Origin of the sequence: Pseudoalteromonas sp. JC28 (genome assembly GCF_013319255.1) — a bacterium.
Lineage (GTDB): Bacteria > Pseudomonadota > Gammaproteobacteria > Enterobacterales > Alteromonadaceae > Pseudoalteromonas.
This window is the reverse complement of the sequence record NZ_QOKX01000010.1, coordinates 16928-40777: the sequence shown is the minus strand read 5'-3', so window position 1 is coordinate 40777 and position 23850 is coordinate 16928. Positions and strand designations below refer to the sequence as shown.

Sequence of the window (23850 nt, the reverse complement as noted above, 5' to 3'; positions counted from 1 at the left end):
CCGCTTTGAGGAACAAATGCGTCTAGAGATACATTGCGCTGACCGTATTGGTATTGCCCAAGAAATTCTCAATATCTTGGTGAGTTACCGTGTCGACTTGAAAGGTATAGAAGTCGATTCAGTAAATTGTCGAATGTACGTGAGCTTTCCACCCATCGAATTTGAACAGTTTCAGAAAATTATGCCTGAGATCCGCTTAATCGATGGCGTTGAAGATGTTCGTACTACAGCGTTTTTACCGTCAGAACGTGAACATAATGAGCTGAATACTTTGCTCAGTGCGTTGCCTGATGGTGTAATTTCTATCGACGCTAAAGGCTGGGTACGTCATTGCAATGACGCAGCTTGTCGCGACCTTAACATGGTTGAAAAGGAAGTGATCGGTGCCAACATTAACAACCTTTTGAAAGGGTTTAACTTTACTCGTTGGTTAGAAGGTAAAGAGGTGTTAGGCCAGACAACCCGTGTCGAAGTGGGCGGGGAAGATTTTATTGCTGATATTTTGCCAATTTCGGTGCCCCAAGGGATTGAAGGCGATGTATTAGCCGGTGCGGTGATTAACATTAAATCGCAGTCGCGATTAGGACAGCAAGTCAGCGCATTTCGTCGTTATGGACAAGAAAGTTTTGCGACCATCCATAATCACAGCACTGCCATGCGTAGAGTCGTGCGTGAAGCCAGAAAAATGGCGCAGTTAGAAGCGCCAATTCTGATCACAGGTGAAACAGGTACTGGTAAGGAACTGCTTGCCAGAGCATGTCATTATGCTTCCAACCGGTCATTAAAGCCTTTTATCGCACTTTCTTGTGCTTCGCTGCCTGATGACGTTGCTGAGTCCGAGTTGTTTGGGTATGCAGGATATGAAGAAAATGCAGCGCCAAAACGCGGTGTATTAGAGCAAGCGGATGGCGGCACGGTATTCCTCGACGAAGTGGGTGAAATGTCAACCCAGTTACAGACTAAGTTACTGCGTTTCTTACAAGACGGTACTTTCCGAAAAGTCGGTGATGAGAATGAAGTTAAGGTCAATGTTCGCATCATAGCTGCAACGCAAAAAGACTTGCCAGCAATGGTTCAAGAAGGTGTATTTAGAGAAGATCTCTACTATCGTATTAACGTGCTAACGCTCGAAATTTCACCGCTGAGAGATAGAAAAGCGGATATCGGTCCTTTGGCTGAACACTTTGTGCAAAAATATGCCCAGCAAAATGGTCATCCAGCGCCAACATTTGCCAGAGAATGCATTGAATTTTTAGAGAATTACCCGTGGCCTGGTAATGTGAGGCAGTTAGAAAACGCTATTTATCGTGCGGTTTCGTTGCTTGATGATAAAGAGCTTCGTACTGAGCATCTAAACCTACCGACCTTTACCCATGACTTAGGTTATTTGGAGTCTGATTTTGAAGGGACGTTAGATCAAGCCGTGAAGAGATTTGAAGCAACCTTGTTGCGCAAGCTTTACCCCGCTTATCCAAGCTCAAGGCAACTGGCTAAACGTTTGGGATTAAGCCACACAGCCGTAGCCAACAAGCTGCGTGAGTATGGGATAAATAGAAAAACAGTCAAAGTATGATATATAAGGCTACGCAATGAGTGTGGCCTTTATGATTTAGTTCCCATGTCTTTTGTCACGCCATCTACCTTAATATTCTTAACGCCATCTTCTTCAAAAGAGAGTGTGATGCTCACGTTATCTCGCGCAAAGAAGTAATCTATCCCATTTACCGTCAAGACGTAATTACCCTTTACAGAGTCGCTAAACTCTTTTTTCACAAGAGAGATTTGATGATCTGCAATTTGCCACTTAAATTCAGAAATAAAACCTTGATTGAATTCTTGGATCCACACGCGGGTATCGTCTTTACTCAGTGTAATGGCAACTGAGTAAGACTCTGGTAGTTCAGACATATCATAATGATTTGCACCGATGCGAAACTGTTCAGTCTGTTTGTTCCAAGCAAAACCAAACTCAAACGCTTTCTCTACACCGGTTGGGTAGGTTAGTGTGCCTTCCCCTTTAAAGTCAAAGTCTGCGTAGCACATACTGGAAAAGGCAAATAAGGTGGAACAGGTAACAAGGGATAATTTTTTCATCGACTTCACTTCAGTTATTTTACTTAATTTGAGGTTCGCGTATGTAGTAACCGAACTCATTGTTTTTAAGCTCATTTTATAGGCCTTTTTGGTCATGCTAGAAAGGCGTTCATTTTTTGAAGCTCAGGTTATTAATCTAGTTTACCGACTGCATTACTGCAACTAAGGGCAAAGTAATGTATCAGTTATAGACGTAAGCGTAGCAAAATAATCACTTTAGAATATGAATTGCTATGCTAGAATCGAAAAATTATTAACTGGTAAGACCATTGTTATGAATTTATATTTTCGTTTACTGCTGTTGTTTTGGAGAATAAGACAGAATAAACAAACAGCAGATTCCATTTTGTCTCCGATAGATATTGAGTATCGCGCCCTGCCAAGCGATTGCGATATTAATATGCACTTGACCAACTCACGATATCTCGCATTTATGGATTTAGCGCGTACTTGGATGACAGAGCGAGTTGGGTTATTTGCAGCTGTGATGAAACGCCGCTGGTTCCCAATTGTTAACGCTACAGCGATTACCTATATTCGCGATATCAAGCCGCTGCAAAAATTTACCATTACCACTAAGGTGGTGGGATGGGATCATAAATACTTTTACATTGAACAGCGTTTTCATTCAGAGCGTGGGCTGCATGCAATTGCTTATGTGCGTGGGGTATTCAAGCGTAAGGGTGGGGTGGTTGCGGTCGAAGAAATGCTCGAAGTAGCTGGGTTTAACGGTGAAGCACCTATTTTATCTCCTGAGATTATGCATTGGAAAGCCATGTTAGAGGCAAAGAAAAACAGTAATCTATAAACTATAAAGGCCACATCTGTGGCCTTGGGGATTGAGAAAGTAACAGTAAATCTGTGATTTAAACCATTTAGGTATTAGAACTTATATTTCACACCGAACATGGCCACAATTGGGTCAAGCTCTACGTCTGAAGTTAATGCTTTTACGCCGTTTGCGTACACTGTTGCATCGGTATTGATATCCATTTTAGAGATCATACCATGTAGACCCCATTTTTCATTTAAGTCGTAGTTAAAGCCGACTTGTAGTGCGATACCAAAAGAACTATCCAAATCAACTTCTACATCGTTAGTCTTTAGTGTTGCTTTTAGTGCAGCACTTGGCTCTTCATCGAAGAATACTGTGTAGTTTAGACCCGCGCCGATAAATGGGCGGAACTTAGCGCTTGCATCAAAGAAGTGATACTGCGCAAGTAGCGTTGGTGGCAAGTGTTTGATGTCAGCGATTTCCGCCCCTGCTAAGCCACCAGCACCGTCTACGGTGTGAGAAAATGGTGTTGCCGCAACTAGCTCAAATACGATGTTATCGCTGTAGTGGTAATCAAGAGTGATACCAAGCTGGGTGTTTGAATCAGCGACTAAGCCTAGCGAGTTATCTTGATCAATGGCAGAAGCCGTGTTGTCAGGGTTTACATTAATAGCACCAACATTAACACTGAAATTTGCGTGTGCGAAGGGAGCAGCAACTAGCAGAGTAGATAAAAGTGCAGCGCTTAAAGTTTTCATTTTCTTCTCCTAACCCTATGTGAGGACATTTTTAAACTGTGAAACAGTGTGTGTTTTCAATGAAGCCATCTTAAAAGGGTTCAAAAAATGAAAAACTGTTCTAGATCAATTTTTAAATTGTAAGATTTCAGAAATTTTTGAAAGTTTGATTTAGATTAAGTTTTCTCGATGTCATTAATTTGCATTAAAACTGCAATGCTGTGGTCAAAGTTTCATCTTTAAATAATTGCTAGATTTCACCTACAAGTCATTCTCAGTTATGTCATTAGCAACACAGAATCAAAATCTTAGCGCGTCTCACGCAACCGAGATATTAACGCATTTGATCCAAGCGCCTTCGGTTACACCGTGTGATGCAGGCACTATCGCTTTTATGTCAGAGCAACTCGCCGCGCTGGGTTTTACTATTGAGCAGTTTGAGGTGCAGGGAGTAAAAAACTTGATTGCAAGTTATCGTTTCTCTTTGGGACCAACTTTTGCTTTTTCTGGTCATGTGGATGTCGTGCCTGCAAATAATAAAGGCTGGATTGTGCCGCCATTTAGTGCGCAGATTATTGATGGCGTGATGTATGGACGTGGTGCTGCTGATATGAAAGGTGGCGTTGCGGCAATGCTTGCTGCAACCAAAACATTACTACAGCATCGTGAAAAATTACGAGGAAGCTTTTACTGGTTACTCACTTCTGACGAGGAAGGTGAAGCGGAGTTTGGTTCCAAATTGATTGCAGAGCGATTAGCTGAAAATGGCATCGAGCTAGATGCTTGTTTGGTAGGTGAACCGACTTCACATCAAGTAGTGGGAGATACGGTTAAAAATGGTCGTCGCGGTGCGATTTCTGGGCGTATTCAGGTTAAAGGAAGAACGGGGCATGTGGCTTATCCAGAACAAACGGTTAATGCAGCTCACATCGCAGGCCAGCTGGTTAGTCAACTCGCGCTTTTACCTTGGTGGAAAGATGAAGCGGGATCGCAAACCACGCTGCAAGTTACTGGGATCACAGTTCCAAATATCGTGGATAATTTAGTACCAGCAGAGTGTGAAATCACCTTTAATATTCGTTACAGCCATGCCTATAAGAGCCAAGAAGTTGTGCACTATATTCAAGAGTCGCTGGCTAAATCCGGTGCTATGTTAGCGATCAGTTGGGAGCGACCTTGTGAGTCGTTTTATACCGGCGCGAGGCAAGAAAACTGTTTCTTAACGCTGGTAGAGCAAGCAATTCAGGAAACAACGGGGCAGTATCCGAGTTTAAGTACTGCAGGCGGCACCTCCGATGGTCGCTTCTTTGCGACCGGAAAAACGCAAGTGATCGAATGTGGGGTAAAGAATGATTCAATTCATCAAGTGAATGAACATCTATCCCTCAGCGATCTACATGCGATAGAAAAAATATACTTATCTGTTTTAAATAGGTTTTTTAAAAAAGTTGAAAATTTTTAAAAGAATTTTCTTGAAAATAAATTTGCTGACCATAAATAGCTTTATGAGGACGCCGACAGGGCCTCATGAATTAAATAACTATTTGTTTTAAAAGTGCTTATTGGTTCTTTTTTGAAGAGTGAGCACCTATGTATAGCTTTAAGAGGATACAAAATTATGCGTACAGTAGATTTATCACCATTATATCGTTCATTTATAGGTTTTGATCATTTAGCTTCTATGATGGATGCTGCTGCAAGAACAGATAAACAACCTAGCTATCCACCATACAACATCGAAGCGCTAGGTAAAGACAAGTACCAAATTACCATGGCTGTTGCAGGGTTTACCGAGCAAGAGCTAACGCTGGAATCAGAAAACAATACGTTGACCGTAAAGGGACAAAAGCAAGCAACTGAAGAAGCCAACGAGCGTAAATTTATTCATCAAGGGATCGCCGAGCGCGGGTTCGAGCGCAAATTCCAACTTGGCGATCACGTCAAAGTATTAGGTGCAGACTTAGCGCACGGCTTACTGGTTATTGACCTTGAACGCGAGATCCCAGAAGCACTGAAGCCAAGAAAAATAGAAATTGGCTCGGGCAACTTGCTTGAAAGCAAGTAATATCAATCTAATTTATTGATTTCCAACCCGCCGCCGTCAGGCGGCTTTTTTTGCCTAAATACAAAGCATTTGTTATTAGTAAAGTTATGCTTCAGTCGTTATCCCCCAGAAAATGAAACTTGGACTAAGACAATACGTAAAAAGACGAAATGGTGTACCACTGGGTCATAGTCAGTCACTAGGAAACATGTTTCGGCGGGCTTTCGGCGCTCGGTCTTTCGATGGTTTCTGGGTGTATTGGAATCCTATCTGGAGTTATTACTTGGCGCGCTTCGTATTTCGTCCATGCGCAGCGAAAGTGGGGGAAAAACTTGGCTATTGGTTTACTTTCATAGTGAGTGGCGCATTGCATGACGTCATTGTTGGATTAGTGGTGGGAGAAGCGATTTTTACATTTACCCCATTCTTTGCTGTACTTGGGGCTACTGCGCTTGGATTTAAAGTGACGGGCTATCGTTATTCGAGTCAGCACTTTCTCATTGCACCTTTGTTTAACGGTTCGATCATTGTGTTTAGTTTTTATCTAAGTAGTGTTTTTAGCGAGTTACTTGTATGGTAGAAGAAAAATATTGCGTTGAGATGAAGAATGGAGCTAAAAGATAAGCTGATATTGTTGTTGAAATCAGGTGGGTTATCGTTACTCATCGCGGGTGGATTTTATACTTTGTTGTTTTACATGTCTGCACAATTTCATCACCAAGTGCAATTTTCGCCCTTCTCGCAGGATATTGGCGTAAACGCGATGCTAATTTATAGCTTCTTGGTTTTTCTATTTAGTGCCATTTTTAGCTATTTCTTTTTGAAAATGCATGCTGCCCGTCATGATATGCATGTCGATGGCTTAGTTCTGAGCATAAAATATACACACTTAGTACTTTGGGGAGGTGTTGTCAGCATTGCGATTTATATCTTATTACACATGAATCAACATGTTTTGGTGTTAAAACAAGCCAAAGACAGCCACACTTCAGCTCAGCAACTTGAAGCGTTGGTTTCTTATCTGCCTGAAAGTGGTGATGTGATAGATCTTGCTGTTGCACAAAATCCCGCGACGGCACCAAACACGCTAACTTACTTGAGTCTAAAACGAGACTTTGCTACGCACTTAGCACTTGCCATGAATCCAAGTACTCCCAAAAAAGTGCTAGAAGAAATTATTAGCTATTATCACGGAGGACAACAAGATGTAGTCCTCAATGCGGTGATGAAAAACCCTAATGTGGCTAGCGGCAAGGTTCAGCTGCAGGTACGTTAATCGTTTTGTTCTATGACTGAGCGTATGGGAGACGCGAGAAGAGCCACTGCCTAACTTTATTTGTTATCACGTTCGCTCAATTCAGTACGTAGTTTACTTTGCATGTCTTTAAGTGCTGTGATTTTATCTCTTGCTTCTTGTAACTGTTGCTGTGGTAATCCCTCTTTAATCCCACGTGCTAGCAGCGTTTCTATTTGTTCTACTTTGCCATCAACAGCCGCAATATACTGTTGTTTTAGCTTGGTGTCTTTTTGATCCAAATATGCTTGGTAAGCTTCGGTATCCGACAAATCGCCATGAAAATCATCTATTTGCTTTTCGGCTTGGCTTATTGGCGGCAGATATTCAGGTTCTGTGATTGGCTTAACGGCTTTGCGTGAGGTCTCGGCATTTGGTTTGATAGCAGTATAAGTATTGATAGGGGGACTTAATGCTACAACTTTTTCCTCTTGCTCAAGCTCAGCCTGCGAGGGGGCGTTATATGTGGGGTTTTGCCAACCTATGTTGGCAAAACGCAGTGTGAATACAGCGATCACTGCTCCAAGGAGTATGACAATCAATGCTTGCCAGTACTTCATATCACCGCTCCGTTGATTGCCGCTTTCCAAGCCATATAATCTCGCTCGAATTTGTGCTGAGCAAACTCTTGGGTCAGTGCTCGCAGCGCTTGGTAGCGTACTGTCTCACTTTTCACATCGTAGTAATCATATACCGGTGACTGGCTATACAATACTAGCCACTCGCCATTTGGCGTGCGAATACTAGGCGTGATCTTGCCCTGTTTACTACTAAATGCCAGTTGTGTTTCCCATTTCGGCGTGCTTTGGCGTGTCAGCGGAATTAATTCAGTCTGCCATATTAATGTAGGGGTATATTTAGCGACGGCTTGTTGCCATGAGTGTGCATTTGCATATTCGTTAAATTGCTGTGCGGTTTTTTGTTCGGGAAATTTCGCTGCGCTCGCACTCACTTGCTTGACGTATTTAAACCTCTTCTTATGACGCTCATAATACTTCGCGATGGCACTATCAGGAATTTCACTTTTTAGGGTATCGACATACTGGCTCGTTGCACCATGCATCTCTTCCTTAACACCAAGAAATGCCAGCATGCTCGGCCTCAATAGTTCTGCGGTTACCACTTGTCGTAACTGTTCTATTGTCAGACCTTGCTTTGCCACATAAGGTTTTGCGGCGGTAAATAGCGCCTGTTGATTGAGATGTTGATTGACAATAGCTTGCAATAACGAGAGCTCTCCTTGGTGAAGTTTAAAGCGGTTTTGCATTGATTGGCTATGTAATACTTGAGCAAGTGTCAGTGGCGCTGATTTTGTTAGTTGCAGCTGTTGCCATTTGAGTAATTGCTCAGCAGTGTATTGCCCGTCAGCGGGGTACTGTCCTAGTAAAGACAGCATCTGATCCTTATCAAATACCAAAGGGTAATGCTTCTTTTCAAGCTGAGTAAGTGCAGGAAACCAGTGAAGGAGTGAACTGGCGAGAAACTTATCGACATGATATTGGGTGCTGAAACCGACTCTGGATTGGCGCTCTAAAATACTTGGATTAAGTTGCTTTGCTTGGAATAGCAAGAATTGATTTTCAAGCAATTGCGCAGTAGTTTGCTTTTTTGATAACTCTCGGCCTTGCTCAAGATAGAGTTGATGAACTAAATGCGTCAGAGATTTAGGTATGCTCGGTGAGGCAAAACTTGGTAAGCAAAAGCTACTTACCAAGAAAAATAGAACTAGACGCATTACCTAACGTCCATCGCATGATTTATCAAATGAACGACCATGGCTATTGCGTGAGGGATCACTTGCTTACCTGTATTTACACGATCGTAATGATCCTCTGAATTTAACACGATACCACCTTGTGAATAAGAGAAAGAACCGCCTTGTGTTAGTAATGGGCGAATATCTGTTGAGTTGCTATCAACAGCGCTGAAACTATTCATCGCTTGCTTTACTAAGGTAAAATCGTTCAATGATTCTTGGTCATAGTAGTCTTTCACCCAAGACTCCCAACCTGCATGATTCAAATCTGATGTTGTCCAAGTATGATGCGGTTGAAGTAAATCTGTAGTGTGAAAAACAAAGCCTAGTACCTGTGGGTTACCGCTCTGTACATAGCTTTGATACCAGTACTGGCCTAAGTTATCAATTGGCTGAAAAGGCATTTCTTCAAAATCATCGTACATGCTATACGTTGAGTGGCTATCGATACGATAGTGTTTTTCTGTGATCCCATAACTATCATATTCAGTATCATCAGCGCTAAACCAACCTGTTTCGCCGCCATGACCATCGTCTAAATAATCGCCTTTCAGCCAAGTGGCAGCCATTGAATCAACAGAGCCTGATACGGTAAGTTTCTGATAATTATAACCACCGAAGTCATTGCCGTGAGTATCAGCACCTTGAGTATGGTTTTGGAAGTGCCAGTAACTGGTGTATTTCACGATGCTTTCAGCTGCACCCCAAAGCGGTGCTTGTACACAGTCACCCGTAATGGCGCCGCAGAAGAATGTATCCTCAAAATCATCAACATCATACGCAGCTTGGCCCAGTAAATTGGCTAGTTGAGAAACTGACATGCCGTTAGCTTGAGCATATGCTTGTAACTTTGCGTACTGTGTTGTAGTTGGATTCTGTGCCATGTAATTTACGGCGTCGATGACGATGCGCTTATGTGTCTCTTGACTAAACGCGTGGCTTTGCCCTGCTGCGACTAAAAGGGCCATAGGAAGTAAATAATTTTTCATGAGTTGCCTCTATAAATTTTAATTTGTGTGAACGCAATTTTTCTACTTAAAAAACGAAGTGCGCTATTTAAAATAATTTATGTGAATTTTTGATTAAAATAAAGTTAAATTTTGATTGTGTTAAAATTCAGAGAAGATGCTTGTTGGTCACAAATGGGTCAGGTATGATCTCGGGGAGAATTTAGGCACACCTGCGCTAAACGAATGGAACTATGAAAAAACTACTTATAATAATCAGTTTATTGTTACCGTTTTATGGAATTTGCGAAGAACAAAGTGACGAACTTGATGACGAGTTTGCTTGGCAGCTGAGTGTCGGTGCCTTTTACGTTGATATGACAATGCCTGCTTTAATTGGCACGGACTCGACATTCAAACATGGCACTTTTTTAGTCGATGCAAAGGTAGAGTATAAAAGCTTTTACTTGAATACCCATTCAGGTGATTTTTTTGGTGGCTCGGATATAGGTTACCAAATTATCAATAATGGAGAATGGGGTATAGATGCTATCTATGGCAGTTATATGTTGCCTTTTTCTGAACGTGGTTACTATGACACTGATGATGTCGTGCCTGAACTGAGAGGAATACGTAAACGCGATCAAGATAATTCATTGGGCTTTTCCTATTACCGTCATGTTGGTGAATTTCTTGCTGTTGCTGAGATTGTTTACGATGTCTTTGGGGAAACAAACGGTTGGGTTTTTCACCTCGAAGCGACACGTAATTTTGAACTGAGAAACTGGGATTTATGGCTTAATTTTGGCGCTAACTATTACTCTAGTAATTTTCATAATTACTTTTATGGTGTTTTAGAATCCGAAGTCAATGATTATTTAACCCCCTATAAACCTGGTGCTTCAGCTTCTGCGTTTATGCAAATGCAACTTAATTACCCAATTGCAGAGGATTGGGTGTTTAGCGCAGGTGCATCGTGGTTAGTTGGTTCTCAAGATACGTTAGATAGCCCCTTAGTTCGCTCTCGTCACGCCAGAGTATTCTTTACTGGGGTGAAATATGTTTTCTAAATTAATCACATGGACAGTGCTGTTTTGGAGTATTTCACTGAGCCAACAACTCCGTGCTGCTGAAACTAATCCAGTGGGAATACTTCATGCCGTGCCGAGCAAGTGTGTAGCCCTGAACCAAGGGCGAACTTGCTATGCGGATGTCAAAGTAACGGTGAATGCGCCTTCCGAAGGGGATTACTGCATTCGAGAAAGTTTATCGAAGAAGATCCTGCAGTGTTGGGCCAAAGCGGATACCTTTAAATATGAGCTAGACTTTAGTTCGGATGAAAGTTTGAGCTATGAGCTTATCTCAAAGCAGTCTCGAGATGTGCTAGCTGTGACCACTATTGAGGTGAATTGGGTTCACAAAGTAAAAACAAAAAAAAGGCGTTGGCGCCTCTTTTGATCCGAAGGCTGCGTGCGAGCGTAGCCTAAAGTTGCTCGATGTTATCTAAACACCACTGAGCCCTTGCAAGCACCTCTTGCCGTGTTTTCTCATCTTGTTTTTGCCAATTTCGATAGATCATACCAATACGGTGGTTATTGGCAAACTTATCCTCATGGCGGTGCATAAAATGCCAATATAGGCTGTTAAGGGGACATGCATCATTGCTTGATTTTTGCTTGACGTCGTAGTGGCAGTGCTGACAATAATCACTCATTTTTTGTATGTAGTTACCACTTGCGGAGTAGGGTTTGGTTGCCACTATGCCGTGGTCTGCAAATTGTGTCATGCCTCTGGTGTTTGGCATTTCGACCCATTCAATGGCGTCGATGTATATACCTAAATACCATTCATCCACTTGATCAGGGTGTATTCCGGTTAGCAGACAAAAGTTTCCCGTGACCATTAATCTTTGAATGTGGTGAGCGTAGGCATAATCAAGGCTTTGATTGATAGCTTCACTTAAACAGCGCATCTTCGTTTTTCCATGCCAAAAATAGCCTGGCAAATTGCGCTGAGCAAGCAAGTAATTTTTATGACGGTAGTCCGGCATATTGAGCCAATAGACGGCTCGGATATACTCTCGCCAGCCCAATATTTGCCTAACAAATCCCTCAATCTGTGCAATATCAATTTGTGAGTTGTCTTGGTAAGCCGCTATCGCGCTATCGATAACGTGTTTGGGGTGAAGCATTTTTGTATTCAACGCAAAAGAGAGTCGTGAGTGATACAGTGTCCATTTATCGACACTTTTACAGGTCATTGCATCTTGAAATTGACCGAATAAAGGCAATAGGTGTTCACAGAAAAAGGCCAAAAGATCGTGAGCTTGCGCACGGTTAGCCGGCCACAGCAATGATTCTTCGCTGTTACCAATGGTCTTCACTTTATGCCGTTTTATCCGCTTTAAAATGTCACTAACATCGTTGGCAAAACAAAGCGGCTGTGGGATAGCGTCGATGTCTTTTGACTTGAGCTTATTACGGTTTTTACTGTCGAAATTCCATTGCTTGCCAAGCGGTTCACCGTCGTCCATTAATACATTAAAACGGCGCCTGAGCTTGCGATAAAAAAACTCCATTGTGGTGTGTTTTCCTGGCGTTAAATAATCATCCAACTCTTCGTAAGGGACTAGAAAATGCTCAGTGTCATAGCAACGAACCTGTAACTGGTCGAGTGTTAATTCCATCATTTGCTTCAGTAAGCGATATTCATCAGGTCGTTGATAGTCAAAGCTCGACACTTGATATTTATCACATAAATGAGCAATTAAAGCGGGGAGATCAGAATAGTCCTGAGTCTCATCGAGGGTGAGATGTAGCACATGAAAGCCTACCTTATTCAGTGCGATGGCGAAATTTTCCATGGCTTTGAAGAATGCGCATACTTTTTGTATATGATGTTTGGTGTAGTCGGCCTCTTGTTTGAGTTCTGCAATCAGATAAAGGTACTCAGCTTTATCGTCAGCAAACCAACTATGCTTGGCGTTGAGTTGGTCGCCAAGAATTAATCTGAGGCCTTTATATTGAGGCTTTTGTTGTGTCATTAGTTATCCTCCAAAGGCCAACCAACATGATCTTGGCTGTCGAGTTGTAGAGTGGCTTCTCCTTGCCATAATTTTATATATTCACCATCTGGGTCAAATAGTGCTTGTTGCTTTGTGATATTGAAATGGCGACCGCCACGAGGATCTGCTCCAACACCAGCGATATACTGCCAATTACCCCAGTTCGCTGCGACGTCGTAATCGATAAGATGTTGCTCGAAAAAAGCGGCGCCGTAGCGCCAATCTAGCTGTAGCTCATTAACACAGTAGCTCGCAGCTATTTGTCTCGCTCTGTTGGAAATCCAGCCAGTTTTAGTCAATTCGTGCATAATGGCATTGACCAGTGCGCTGGGTGTTCGGCCTTGGCACCACTTTAAAAAGCGCTCTGGATAGAAACTGGTTTTTGGTGTTTTGGCTTTGACGCCTGAAAAGCAAAATAGCGTGTGTTGATGTTTGAGGGCATACCAATAAAAATACTCACGCCACAACAGTTCAAACCAAATCCAATAGGTTGATTCATTTGCGCCTCTTTGCTCCTCAAATTGAGTAAGTGATTGCTTGATCTGTCTAGGACTGATAGCGCCAGAAGCAAGTATTGGACTAAACCGAGTGGAAAAATGATCACCGAACAAGGCGTTTCGAGTTTCTTTGTATGTGAAAGCCGCATCCGTTTGGAAGTATTGTTGTAGCTGTTGCTGGGCTTGCGCTTCGCCTGCGGCTACTTTGATATTGTATGAAGAGTTTGCTTTAAATTCAGCTAAATCTAAAACCCGATTCGGTCTTGGTGGAAGCGTAGCGGTTGCAATAGGTGATTTAGGTTCAATTTCCTCTACAGCTTTGCGAAATGGCGTAAAGCTCGGTGGCAGCTCACTGATTTTGAGTGGTAGTGTATCTGGTTCAAACAGCGTACTAGAATAAGCGCTAACGTATTGAATGTAAGGAAAGTTATCTTGTAATTTTAACCAAAGCTTTTGTTCATCGAATCCTGGATGAGCTGCGCGGCCAATATGAGTTACCTGCTGTGTATGAATAATCTCAGTCAGTGCTTTGAGCTGAGCTGTGTTACGTAGCATATACAGCTTCTGTTGTTGTGACGTTAGTGATTGATGCAAGGCGTTGAGCGTCTGATTGCGATAACATTCGACAGCAAAAGAAGTTGAGCACTGCGCTTTGCGAGCCGTCCAAAGGTTTACAGTGGGTAGATAAATGCAGATAAGTGTATCAACTAGAGACGCCAGCTTTGTAAGTGCGGGGTTATCACTAAGGCGGCAGTCGTTTTCAAATAAATAGAGTCCTACTTTCACGTTTATTCTTAACAGTCATGAACGAATAAGACTCTATACGTAACGATCAACTAAATTGCTCAGTTAGTTTGGCAAGATTCTATAAGTGTACGCAAGTGAGCACCAACGTCTTGTGTTTTGGTTTGGCCTTGCTCAAGTAAGTGGCTCGCTTGCTGTTTTAGTTCCGCCAAATCATACTGCTCGAGCAAAGTTCTTAAATATCTAACTGTATCAGCACCTTGCTGAAGCAAATCAGGAAATTGTTCGATGGAAATTTCCTGTTGGCTTAGGCGAGAAATAGAGTTGAGTAGGTCGCTTAAATTTGCACTGTCTTGCAATGCGCCTTCAACCGCAATAAGCGCGCCCATCGGATCGGCATCTAGATTATTTGCAACGCAAGCTGCAACACTGCCAGCCTCTGCTGATGCTTGCACTGACTCAATTCCTTTATCACGGATCTGCTCAACCACTTGTTGTAGTTCTTGATGTTCAGATAAATATTGTGCCTCGATTTGGGCTTTAGAGTCTTCCAGCATATCGCATGCGGTAAGTGAAACGACCATAGTAGACGCAAAGGCAATCGCTCTTAGCATTTTATCACTTCCTATATAAAGATTTTGTGAAAGTCTAAAGAGCTGAGAGCCAGAAGTCACGCAGAGTTTGGTTTTGTAAGCTCTGCATGACTTTGATCTTAGAGTAATGTTTAGTGGCTACCGTTGTCTCTTCGTTTAGCAGCTCAAGTTAGTTTGCTTGTTGCTGCGCTCTTTTGAACTCTTGTAGACCAACAATATTGGTTTTTTTGAATAATTCAAAGCGCAGCATATTTTCGATGAGTAACAGTGCTTTGTTCCAAGCGTTTTTTGCTGCTGTGGTAAAATGCCTGCCAAGATGACTTTTCAGCGTTGCTGTAAAGGTAAACATCAAGACACTGATATCTTTTTCTGACGTTCCCATAAATAACAGCGTACCGCGTTGTTTTTGCAGATAATGTAATAAGTTTGACTGCTGTGGGATACGCATCACACAATTTTGAACAAAATCAAATATTTGATGCTCCCAGATTATGAGTTGTCCCACATTTGTTGGAATTTGCATGCGCAAATCGTAATGTTGAATTTGGTTGTACCAAGAAGTGCAAAAGCCATGGAAATTCGGACGAATACTCGCAAGCGTTTGAGTTAAAAGTTGATATTGATAGGGAGTAATGCTCATAGACGCCTCTTCAAACTGATGAAGAGCGGATCCTTTGCTCAAAAACAAATAGCCTAAGTCTGAGTATAGCTGTTTTTTTTAAATGCGAGACTTTTTAATATTTTTTTGTGAGCTTTTTCTTACGTTGCAATAATTAATTGAATTTCAATATGCTGGACCTAGCTATAGTAGGCCGAGATTGAGTAACGGCCCACATTGATTTAAAAATATTAGTGCTTAATTGGTGAAAGCAACTGTGGATCTGTCACGAGTTTACGAATGCCATGCGCATGGTCCTCTTCAAAAGCATTGTCTTTACACCAATGCGCGAGACTATTTATATCAACTTTGGCACAGCTTGGGCGTACACTCCAACTTACCTGTAAAGGTGAGCACTGTTGGTTGTTATAGCTAGGTCCAGTCGTCGAACCTAAAAACTCAACTGGTGTGCCTGTATTACTTGGTAAAACACCTGCTTGATGGTAACCGCCAACTTGGCCTTGATAATCAAGCTCAGTGAAGTCTTGCGCATTTTCATCATTAACCACTAAAAACACCTGAGTTTCGACGCGTAGATTGGGGTTGGCGCAGCTGTCATTTAAGCAAGCACCGAGGGTCGGGCCTGGTTTTACATCACAAGAGCTATGAACCCAGTGTACTTCAATCGTATCGCCGGGCTTTACGTTGTTACATACTTTATCTTCTACAGGATCAAGCTCTGCTGGGGTGAGGCTTGCAGTTGCATTGCATTGGAATCCGCCGTACTTTGGGTCATTGGAAACGACAGAGAAGTCTTTGGCTTTATGTTCTGCATTTTTATGAAAATGGATGTTACATAGGTTGAGTTTTTCTTTTGGTGGAGCCATAGCAAAAACCCGTTTGTTGTGACCCTGCAAACTATCAATATCTCTCGGTGTTTGTGGTCCTGCCGATTCGCATTGCGCTGCTAACGCTTCAAAGCTAAATATAGACAGCGCTGTCAATTTACTTGGTTTTATAACCGTTCTCATTTGGTTTTCCTTTCTTTCGTGATTTTCTTGTCCCCAATTATGGATTAAATATTTCTTTTTTGTTACAAAAAATGAAAGGAGACGAAACTGGACCGATGAGTTGGGCATCACGGTGTTGTATGTGAAAAGTAAAATACCTGATTACATCTCAGCAACGAGCTGAAACGTCAGAAGATAGTTCTAAATCAAGGTTGCTATCTAGGCATACTGTCTTTATAATACGCAGCATATTTAGTCAATCGGACTGAAACTTTCGTTTTTCAGTATAATTGGCTTTAAGTATGGGCAATACATCGCCCATTAAAATGGCATTTTTTAGATGCCACTTCTTTTGAAAAGTAGAAGTAAAACAATTTTATGTTTCGGTGTAGAATGAAGTTGCTTGATAGATGGTCGGGCGCTTGATTTGGTAAAGTGCCGAAGGTCGTCGGTTCAAATCCGATTACCACTTCTTTGAAAAGTAGAAGTAAAACAATTTTATGTTTCGGTGTAGAATGGAGTTGCTCGATAGATGGTCGGGCGCTTGATTTGGTAAAGTGCCGAAGGTCGTCGGTTCAAATCCGATTGCCACTTCTTTGAAAAGTAGAAGTAAAACAATTTTATGTGTTGGCGCGGGATGGAGCAGCCTGGTAGCTCGTCGGGCTCATAACCCGAAGGTCGTCGGTTCAAATCCGGCTCCCGCAACCAAGTTAAAGATTGAGTTCTTTGATTTCGCGCATTCCTTGTAATGCGCGTTTTGCGTTTAAGCATCGGCTTTTTTGTTTAAGTTGATGATTAATTTGGCTGAGATAGCTCGCAAACCAAGCACGGCCTTTGGCCACACAGTTTGTTATTCGTGTGACGCCCCGCTTGGTTCGGGGCGTTGTTGTATCTGGCGCAAGGTGTATTCTGAGCCCAAGATCAAGCAGCTATGATTTGGGGCTTTAGGCCCTTTTTTTGTTTGTATGGAGGAGTTCTGTGTCAAAACTCGAGCAAGATTTGACTGAAATGTTGGAGCCTGCAGTTGCTGCGTGTGGCTTTGAATTACTCGGTCTTGAGTTTGTGCAAGCTGGTCGTCATTCTACACTTCGTGTATATATCGATCATGAAAACGGCATTAATGTAGATGACTGTGCTGAAGTGAGTCGTCAAGTTAGTGCAATTTTAGATGTCGAAGACCCGATTACGAACGAATATAGTTTGGAAGTATCTTCTCCTGGTGTTGACAGACCATTATTCAAACAAGCTCACTATGAAGCAGCAGTGGGAGAGGAAGTACGTTTGCGTACTAAACTTCCGCAAGAAGGTCGCCGTAATTTTAAAGGCGACTTAGTAGCAGTTAATGGCGATATGATCACGTTAAAAGTTGACGCTCAGGACTTTATCCTGATGTTAAGCAACATTGAGCGTGCCAATATCATCGCAAAATTCTAACTTTGAGTGCGAAGGACAAGGGCAAGCGAGGCATTACCTATGGCAAAAGAAATATTGTTGGTGGCAGAAGCTGTTTCCAATGAAAAAGCGGTCCCAAGAGAAAAGATTTTTGAAGCATTAGAGTTCGCACTAGCGACAGCAACAAAAAAGAAGCACGGCGGTGAGATCGAAGTACGCGTTACTATCGACCGTAAAACGGGCGAGTACGATACTTTTCGTCGTTGGAAAGCGGTTGAACCACAAGAAGACGGTTCACTAGAAAATCCATATGCGGAAATCACGATTGAAGCGGCGCAAGTTGATGAGCCTGACGTTCAATTAGGTGATTACGTTGAAGAGCAGATCGAATCAATTAAATTTGACCGTATCACCACACAGATGGCGAAACAGGTAATCGTACAAAAAGTACGTGAAGCTGAGCGCGCATTAGTTGTTGATGCATATAAAGATCAAAAAGGCGAGCTAGTGACAGGTGTTGTTAAAAAAGCAACGCGTGACGCTATCGTTATCGACCTTGGTAACAATGCTGAAGCGGTAATTTACCGTGAAGACATGCTACCACGTGAAAGCTTCCGTCCGGGTGACCGCGTGCGTGGTCTACTTTACGAAGTGAAGCCTGAAGCGCGTGGTGCTCAGCTATTTGTTACGCGTTCTAAGCCTGAAATGTTGATGGAACTATTCCGTATTGAAGTTCCGGAAATCGGCGAAGAAATGATTGAACTTAGAGGTGCTGCACGCGACCCTGGTTCTCGTGCTAAAATCGCTGTAAAATCAAACGACAAGCGTATCGACCCTGTAGGTGCATGTGTTGGTATGCGTGGCGCACGTGTACAAGCTGTGTCTTCAGAACTTGGCGGTGAGCGTGTTGACATTGTACTTTACGATGATAATCCAGCACAGTTCGTAATCAACGCAATGGCACCGGCTGAAGTAGCTTCAATCGTAATGGATGAAGATACGCGCACGATGGAAATTGCAGTTGAAGCTGACAACCTAGCGCAAGCGATTGGTCGTAATGGTCAAAACGTACGTTTAGCTAGCCAACTTACTGGTTGGGAACTAAATGTAATGACAGTGGAAGAGATGGAGCGTAAGAGCTCGGAAGAATCAGATAAATTGGTTAATCTATTCACTGAAAATCTAGACATCGACGATGATTTTGCAACACTACTGATTAACGAAGGTTTCTCTTCACTTGAAGAGGTGGCTTATGTACCAGTAGCTGAATTTTTAGAAATCGACGGTCTAGACGAAGAAACCGTTGAAGAGCTACGTAACCGTGCGAAAGATGCACTGACTACGAAAGCACTTCGCGATGAAGAAAGTCTTGAAAATGCAGAACCTGCAGAAGACCTACTAGCACTTGAAGGACTTGAGCGTCATACCGCTTTTGTTTTTGCTAGCAAAGGTATCGTTACACTTGAAGACCTTGCAGAGCAGGGTATTGATGACTTAGTTGAAATTTCTGAGTTATCAGAAGAGCAAGCTGGTGAGTTAATCATGGCCGCACGTAACATTTGCTGGTTCAGCGAAGAGTAATTTATTAACGGAGGTAACATCACATATGGCAGAAGTGAGCATTAACAAACTAGCCGAGAGTATTGGTACAACTGTTGATAAATTACTACAACAGTTAAAAGATGCAGGGATCACCAAAGCCGAGGGCGACCAAGTTACTGAATCCGAAAAGGCGACGTTGCTTGATCACCTAAGCAAGCAACACGGTGGCACTGGTTCAACCGGCCCTGAGCGTATGACTCTACAGCGTAAGAGTAAAAGCACGTTAAGTGTTAACTCATCTGGTAAAGCAAAGTCTGTATCTGTAGAAGTCCGTAAGAAGCGCACTTACGTTAAAAAGAGCGCAATCGAGCAGCAGAGAGAGGAAGAACGCTTAGCTGCAGAGGAAGCTGCGCGCAAAGAAGCAGAGTTAATGGCTCAGCAACAAGCAGAGCAACAGGCCAAAGTAGAAGCTGAGCGCAATGCGCGCGAAGAAGCGGAACGCAAGGCCGATGAGGAAGCCGAGCGCAAAGCTAAAGAAGAGGCGAAGCGACAAGCGGATGCTGAACGTCAAGCCAAAGATAAGCAGAGTAAAGAAGTGGATAGCGCGCAACAAATTAAAGAACGTCAAGAAGCTGAGCGTCTGCGTCAAGAAGCAGAAGCAGCAGCCCTGAAAAAGGCAGAAGAAGAAGCGAAACGTCAAGCGGAAGAAGCTCGCCGTCTAGCGGAAGAAAACGAAGCACGTTGGAAGGCGGAAGAAGAAGAGCGTCTTCGTCGAGAAGAAAGTGCTGATCACCACCTAACAACTTCTACTTACGCTCGTGAAGCGGAAGATGAGTCTGACGCACGTGAAGAGAAAAGCGCACGTCGTAAGAAGAAGAAAAAGCCAAGTGCGAAAGAAGAAGCAGCAGAAGCGAATGCGAAGAGGCTGAAAGGCAAAAAAGGTCGCTTAAAAGCGCCAACTTCATTACAGCATGGTTTCCAAAAGCCTGCGGCAGAAGTGAAACAAGAAGTACGTATCAGTGAAACTATCACTGTTGCAGAACTTGCTTCTCGTATGGCAGTTAAAGGCGCTGAAGTTGTTAAGACAATGATGAAGATGGGTGACATGGTTACCATTAACCAAGTTATCGATCAAGAAACTGCGCAGCTAGTGGCAGAAGAAATGGGTCACAAAGTTATTCTAGTGAAAGAAAACGAGCTGGAAGAAAAAGTACTAAGTGACCGCAGTGAAGAAGGTTCTCTTGAGCCACGAGCGCCGGTAGTAACGGTAATGGGTCACGTTGACCACGGTAAAACGTCAACGCTTGACTACATTCGTAAAGCAAAAGTTGCTGACGGCGAGGCCGGTGGTATTACTCAGCATATCGGTGCTTACCATGTTGAGACGGACAGTGGCATGGTCACTTTCCTAGATACTCCTGGACACGCGGCGTTTACGTCGATGCGTGCTCGTGGTGCGAAAGCAACCGACATCGTTGTACTTGTTGTTGCAGCGGACGATGGTGTAATGCCTCAGACGAAAGAAGCGGTACAACACGCGAAAGCGGCCGAAGTACCACTTATCGTTGCTGTGAACAAAATGGATAAAGAGGGTATTGACCCTGACCGCGTTAAGAATGAGCTTGCTCAACTAGATGTAATCCCAGAAGACTGGGGTGGTGAAACGCAGTTTGTTCATATCTCAGCGAAGACTGGTCTTGGTATTGATGAGCTACTAGAAGCTATCTTAATGCAATCTGAGCTATTAGAATTACAAGCTTCTAAAGAAGGCATGGCGTCTGGTGTGGTAATCGAATCTCGCCTTGATAAAGGTCGTGGTCCAATCGCTTCTGTACTTGTTCAATCAGGTACCCTAAACCAAGGTGATATCGTACTTTGCGGTCTTGAATATGGTCGTGTTCGCGCGATGAAAGACGAAAACGGTAAAGACATTAAATCAGCGGGTCCTTCAATTCCAGTAGAGATCTTAGGTCTTTCTGGCGTACCAGCTGCTGGTGACGAAGCGACAGTAGTTCGTGATGAGCGTAAAGCACGTGAAGTGGCACTATACCGTCAAGGTAAGTTCCGCGAAGTGAAGCTTGCTCGTCAGCAGAAAGCGAAGCTTGAGAACATGTTCTCTAACATGACTGAAGGCGACGTATCTGAAGTGAACATCGTACTGAAAGCAGACGTTCAAGGTTCTATCGAAGCAATCGCTGATTCATTGACTAAACTGTCTACAGATGAAGTTAAAGTGAAGATCGTAGGCTCTGGTGTTGGTGGTATTACTGAAACGGATGCAACACTTGCAGCGGCTTCTAACGCTATTATGGTTGGCTTTAACGTACGTGCGGACGCTTCGGCGCGTAAAGTTATTGATACTGAGAACCTAGACTTACGTTACTACAGCGTTATCTACAACCTAATCGAAGAAGTAAAACAAGCAATGACAGGTATGCTTGCACCAGAATTTAAGCAAGAGATCATTGGTCTTGCTGAAGTTCGTGACGTGTTCAAGTCGCCTAAGATCGGTGCTGTTGCAGGTTGTATGGTAACTGAAGGTGTGGTTAAACGTAGTGCGCCAATCCGTGTACTTCGTGATAATGTTGTTATTTACGAAGGTGAGCTTGAGTCACTACGTCGCTTTAAAGATGACGTTGCTGAAGTTCGTAGCGGTATGGAATGTGGTATCGGCGTTAAGAACTACAACGACGTTAAAGTCGGTGACCAAATCGAAGTATTTGAAACTGTACAGGTAGAGCGTACGCTTTAATTGTAAGTTATTAAAATACTTGAGATGGGGGCACTAGCCCCCATTTGTGATCTCATAGATTTTGAAATTTTAAGTGGTGAAAATGAGAGAATTTTCTCGTACAGATCGCGTAGCACAGCAAATTCAAAAAGAAATTGCGGTGATCCTACAGCGCGAAATTAAAGATCCAAGATTGGGTATGGTAACAGTGTCAGCTGTTGAGGTATCACGCGATCTTTCTTATGCAAAAGTATTCATTACTGTGTTGAATACGAGTGATGAAGACAAAACTAAGCAAAGTGCGGCTATTCTGAATGAAGCAACCGGTTATATCCGCTCGCTTCTTGGCAAGCGTATCCGTGCGCGTATCATGCCTGAGCTTAAATTTGTTATTGATAACTCCCTAATGGAAGGTATGCGTATTTCTAACTTGGTTGACTCTGTGATCAGAGAAGACAACGCAAAGCGTGGTCCTGAGTCTGGAGATAAAGACCAAGAGGAAGAGTAATGGCGCGTCGCACCAAAGGCCGTGCGATCGACGGCATTCTGTTATTAAATAAACCGCAAGGTATTTCTTCTAACAAAGCACTACAGCAAGCAAAGGGCATTTATTTCGCTCAAAAAGCGGGCCACACCGGTGCTTTGGATCCGCTGGCAACAGGTATGTTGCCAATTTGCTTTGGAGAAGCAACTAAGTTTACCCAGTTTTTGCTTGATACTGACAAAACCTACGTGGTGAGAGCGCAGCTGGGTGAGCGCACGACGACATCAGATTCTGATGGTGAAATTGTTGAAACGCGACCAGTAAATGTAACACTTGAGCAGCTAGAGCAAGAAATTGCCAGCTTCTTGGGGGAATCTGATCAGTACCCTTCGATGTATTCGGCGCTCAAATATCAGGGCCAACCGCTATACAAATATGCCCGCGAAGGCATCGAAGTACCGCGAAAATGTCGCAAGATTAATGTTTATCGTATTACGTTAGATGAATATGACGAGCAAACTCAACAAATTCAAATGACGGTGCATGTGTCTAAGGGCACTTATATTCGTACGATAGTCGATGATTTGGGGGAAAAGCTTGGCTGTGGTGCGCATGTCATTATGTTACACCGTAGTGAAGTTGGTCATTACCCTAGCGACAAAATGATTACCTTAGTCGAGTTAGAAGCGTTACTTGAGAAAGCAAAAGCGGAAGAAGTTGCGCCTTCGACTTATCTCGATGAATTATTGTTGCCGATGGATACCGCTTTGGTCGATTTGAGCGTTGTTGATATTAGTGCTGAGCAAGGCGTTGCTTTTGGTCATGGGCAAACCGTTGCTGTCGAAAATTTACCAGACGGTATTGTTAAAGTGGTTGCCGATGGTAAGTTTGTTGGGATTGGCGAGCGTAATCCACAAGGATTATTGAAAGCAAAACGCGCGCTATCTTCCGCTCAGCCGGAATCACAATAAAATCTTCCTATGCAAGGGGAGTTTATGCTGGTATAATCCGCCAGCTTCCGCTTTGGCTGAATTAGTGATCGGCTGAAGCATTACTAAACTTATTTTGGAGTTATTATGTCACTAAGCAATCAAGAAAAAGCAGAAATCGTAGCAAAGTTCGCACGCGCAGAAGGTGATACAGGTTCACCAGAAGTACAAGTTGCACTTCTAACTGCTGACATCAACAAGCTACAAGGTCACTTCGCTAACCACAAGCAAGATTTCCACTCACGTCGTGGTCTTCTACGTAAAGTTAGCCAACGTCGTAACCTTCTTGACTACCTAAAAGGCAAGAGCGTTGACCGTTATGCTGCACTAATCAAAGAGCTTGGCCTACGTCGCTAATATTTTTGATTTCTTGTTGGAAATTTATCCAACAGTAAAAAAGGGGCTAATTAGCCCCTTTTTTTGTGGCTGTTCTATCAGTATACTTACAGCCGTTTAAAAATACTTTTAAACAAGCGTCAATCGGATTTCCAATTGTAGTGCTTAAGTAAATTATGGTGAGTTTATTTAAGACTGTGATTGGTCCCCGTTGACGTTGAAA

24 protein-coding genes and 1 tRNA gene are annotated in these 23850 nt (G+C 43.0%); 15 read left to right on the top strand and 10 right to left on the bottom strand.

The genetic code is table 11. The features are described from left to right. Positions 1 to 16 precede the first annotated feature (16 nt). Positions 17 to 1573: a transcriptional regulator TyrR gene (gene tyrR, locus DS891_RS20125; RefSeq protein ID WP_010607852.1), complete on the top strand. Its 1557-nt coding sequence runs from the start codon at positions 17 to 19 to the stop codon at positions 1571 to 1573. 29 nt (positions 1574 to 1602) lie between these two features. On the opposite strand, the gene DS891_RS20120 is transcribed toward tyrR, so the two are convergent. Further along, positions 1603 to 2169 carry a hypothetical protein gene (locus DS891_RS20120; RefSeq protein WP_039841562.1) on the bottom strand — a complete coding sequence of 189 codons (567 nt, stop codon included), beginning with the start codon at positions 2167 to 2169 and terminating at the stop codon, positions 1603 to 1605. A gap of 199 nt (positions 2170 to 2368) precedes the next feature. On the opposite strand from DS891_RS20120, the gene DS891_RS20115 reads away from it, so the two are divergent. After that, positions 2369 to 2902, top strand: coding sequence for an acyl-CoA thioesterase (locus tag DS891_RS20115; RefSeq protein WP_174170749.1), 534 nt, complete (start codon positions 2369 to 2371; stop codon positions 2900 to 2902). 74 nt (positions 2903 to 2976) lie between these two features. Here the strand turns inward: DS891_RS20115 and DS891_RS20110 are convergent, their stop codons facing one another. Continuing rightward, on the bottom strand, positions 2977 to 3627 hold the full coding sequence (locus tag DS891_RS20110; protein WP_010607855.1) for an OmpW family protein: 651 nt from the start codon (positions 3625 to 3627) through the stop codon (positions 2977 to 2979). Positions 3628 to 3886: 259 nt separating this feature from the next. Here DS891_RS20110 and dapE point away from each other — a divergent pair, with 259 nt between their 5' ends. The 4 genes from dapE (at position 3887) to DS891_RS20090 (ending at position 6926) form a co-directional block, all read left to right on the top strand. Next, positions 3887 to 5068 carry a succinyl-diaminopimelate desuccinylase gene (dapE, locus tag DS891_RS20105; protein ID WP_010607856.1) on the top strand — a complete coding sequence of 394 codons (1182 nt, stop codon included), beginning with the start codon at positions 3887 to 3889 and terminating at the stop codon, positions 5066 to 5068. Positions 5069 to 5224: 156 nt separating this feature from the next. Continuing rightward, positions 5225 to 5671 (top strand): Hsp20 family protein, encoded by a 447-nt coding sequence (locus tag DS891_RS20100; RefSeq protein ID WP_010607857.1) that lies wholly within the window; start codon positions 5225 to 5227, stop codon positions 5669 to 5671. Between the two features lie 262 nt (positions 5672 to 5933). Next, entirely contained in the window at positions 5934 to 6230 is a 297-nt protein-coding gene (locus DS891_RS20095) for a hypothetical protein (protein WP_010607858.1), read from the top strand. Positions 6231 to 6257: 27 nt separating this feature from the next. Beyond that, the gene (locus DS891_RS20090) at positions 6258 to 6926 is read left to right on the top strand and encodes a hypothetical protein (RefSeq protein ID WP_010607859.1); all 669 of its coding nucleotides are present in this window, start codon (positions 6258 to 6260) and stop codon (positions 6924 to 6926) included. Positions 6927 to 6982: 56 nt separating this feature from the next. Here the strand turns inward: DS891_RS20090 and DS891_RS20085 are convergent, their stop codons facing one another. The 3 genes from DS891_RS20085 to DS891_RS20075 are packed head-to-tail and all read right to left on the bottom strand — an operon-like array spanning position 6983 to position 9689. Next, positions 6983 to 7504: a hypothetical protein gene (locus DS891_RS20085; RefSeq protein WP_174170748.1), complete on the bottom strand. Its 522-nt coding sequence runs from the start codon at positions 7502 to 7504 to the stop codon at positions 6983 to 6985. Then, positions 7501 to 8679, bottom strand: a complete 1179-nt coding sequence (locus DS891_RS20080) for a peptidyl-prolyl cis-trans isomerase (RefSeq protein ID WP_174170747.1) — start codon at positions 8677 to 8679, stop codon at positions 7501 to 7503. The genes DS891_RS20085 and DS891_RS20080 overlap by 4 nt, the downstream gene beginning before the upstream one ends. Next, positions 8679 to 9689 (bottom strand): phospholipase, encoded by a 1011-nt coding sequence (locus DS891_RS20075; protein WP_010607862.1) that lies wholly within the window; start codon positions 9687 to 9689, stop codon positions 8679 to 8681. Before DS891_RS20075 ends, DS891_RS20080 begins: the two co-directional genes overlap by 1 nt. A gap of 212 nt (positions 9690 to 9901) precedes the next feature. Here DS891_RS20075 and DS891_RS20070 point away from each other — a divergent pair, with 212 nt between their 5' ends. Together DS891_RS20070 and DS891_RS20065 are read left to right on the top strand one after the other, a co-directional pair. Then, the gene (locus tag DS891_RS20070) at positions 9902 to 10717 is read left to right on the top strand and encodes a MipA/OmpV family protein (protein WP_174170746.1); all 816 of its coding nucleotides are present in this window, start codon (positions 9902 to 9904) and stop codon (positions 10715 to 10717) included. Further along, a complete protein-coding gene (locus DS891_RS20065) occupies positions 10707 to 11105 on the top strand; it encodes a DUF3019 domain-containing protein (protein ID WP_010607864.1) in 399 nt (132 codons plus the stop codon). The genes DS891_RS20070 and DS891_RS20065 overlap by 11 nt, the downstream gene beginning before the upstream one ends. 25 nt (positions 11106 to 11130) lie before the next feature. Here the strand turns inward: DS891_RS20065 and DS891_RS20060 are convergent, their stop codons facing one another. The 5 genes from DS891_RS20060 to DS891_RS20040 all read right to left on the bottom strand — a co-directional run bounded on the left by DS891_RS20060 (position 11131) and on the right by DS891_RS20040 (position 16174). Continuing rightward, positions 11131 to 12690 carry a cryptochrome/photolyase family protein gene (locus DS891_RS20060; protein ID WP_010607865.1) on the bottom strand — a complete coding sequence of 520 codons (1560 nt, stop codon included), beginning with the start codon at positions 12688 to 12690 and terminating at the stop codon, positions 11131 to 11133. After that, a complete protein-coding gene (locus DS891_RS20055) occupies positions 12690 to 13994 on the bottom strand; it encodes a DASH family cryptochrome (protein WP_174170745.1) in 1305 nt (434 codons plus the stop codon). The genes DS891_RS20060 and DS891_RS20055 overlap by 1 nt, the downstream gene beginning before the upstream one ends. A 59-nt stretch (positions 13995 to 14053) precedes the next feature. Continuing rightward, the gene (locus tag DS891_RS20050) at positions 14054 to 14566 is read right to left on the bottom strand and encodes a hypothetical protein (RefSeq protein WP_010607867.1); all 513 of its coding nucleotides are present in this window, start codon (positions 14564 to 14566) and stop codon (positions 14054 to 14056) included. Between the two features lie 148 nt (positions 14567 to 14714). Continuing rightward, positions 14715 to 15185: a hypothetical protein gene (locus tag DS891_RS20045; protein ID WP_174170744.1), complete on the bottom strand. Its 471-nt coding sequence runs from the start codon at positions 15183 to 15185 to the stop codon at positions 14715 to 14717. Positions 15186 to 15394: 209 nt separating this feature from the next. Beyond that, positions 15395 to 16174: a delta-class carbonic anhydrase gene (locus tag DS891_RS20040; RefSeq protein ID WP_174170743.1), complete on the bottom strand. Its 780-nt coding sequence runs from the start codon at positions 16172 to 16174 to the stop codon at positions 15395 to 15397. A gap of 610 nt (positions 16175 to 16784) precedes the next feature. Here DS891_RS20040 and DS891_RS20035 point away from each other — a divergent pair. The 7 genes from DS891_RS20035 to rpsO all read left to right on the top strand — a co-directional run bounded on the left by DS891_RS20035 (position 16785) and on the right by rpsO (position 23648). Beyond that, a tRNA-Met gene (locus DS891_RS20035) sits at positions 16785 to 16861 on the top strand. Positions 16862 to 17131: 270 nt separating this feature from the next. After that, on the top strand, positions 17132 to 17587 hold the full coding sequence (gene rimP / locus DS891_RS20030) for a ribosome maturation factor RimP (protein ID WP_010370818.1): 456 nt from the start codon (positions 17132 to 17134) through the stop codon (positions 17585 to 17587). A gap of 39 nt (positions 17588 to 17626) precedes the next feature. Continuing rightward, positions 17627 to 19126, top strand: coding sequence for a transcription termination factor NusA (gene nusA / locus DS891_RS20025; RefSeq protein ID WP_010607870.1), 1500 nt, complete (start codon positions 17627 to 17629; stop codon positions 19124 to 19126). Positions 19127 to 19151: 25 nt separating this feature from the next. Next, on the top strand, positions 19152 to 21839 hold the full coding sequence (infB, locus tag DS891_RS20020) for a translation initiation factor IF-2 (RefSeq protein WP_010607871.1): 2688 nt from the start codon (positions 19152 to 19154) through the stop codon (positions 21837 to 21839). Positions 21840 to 21921: 82 nt separating this feature from the next. Then, the gene (rbfA, locus tag DS891_RS20015; RefSeq protein WP_010370823.1) at positions 21922 to 22326 is read left to right on the top strand and encodes a 30S ribosome-binding factor RbfA; all 405 of its coding nucleotides are present in this window, start codon (positions 21922 to 21924) and stop codon (positions 22324 to 22326) included. Further along, entirely contained in the window at positions 22326 to 23273 is a 948-nt protein-coding gene (gene truB / locus DS891_RS20010; RefSeq protein ID WP_045989551.1) for a tRNA pseudouridine(55) synthase TruB, read from the top strand. The genes rbfA and truB overlap by 1 nt, the downstream gene beginning before the upstream one ends. A gap of 105 nt (positions 23274 to 23378) precedes the next feature. Further along, a complete protein-coding gene (rpsO, locus tag DS891_RS20005) occupies positions 23379 to 23648 on the top strand; it encodes a 30S ribosomal protein S15 (RefSeq protein WP_010370825.1) in 270 nt (89 codons plus the stop codon). The last annotated feature ends 202 nt before the right edge of the window (positions 23649 to 23850 follow it).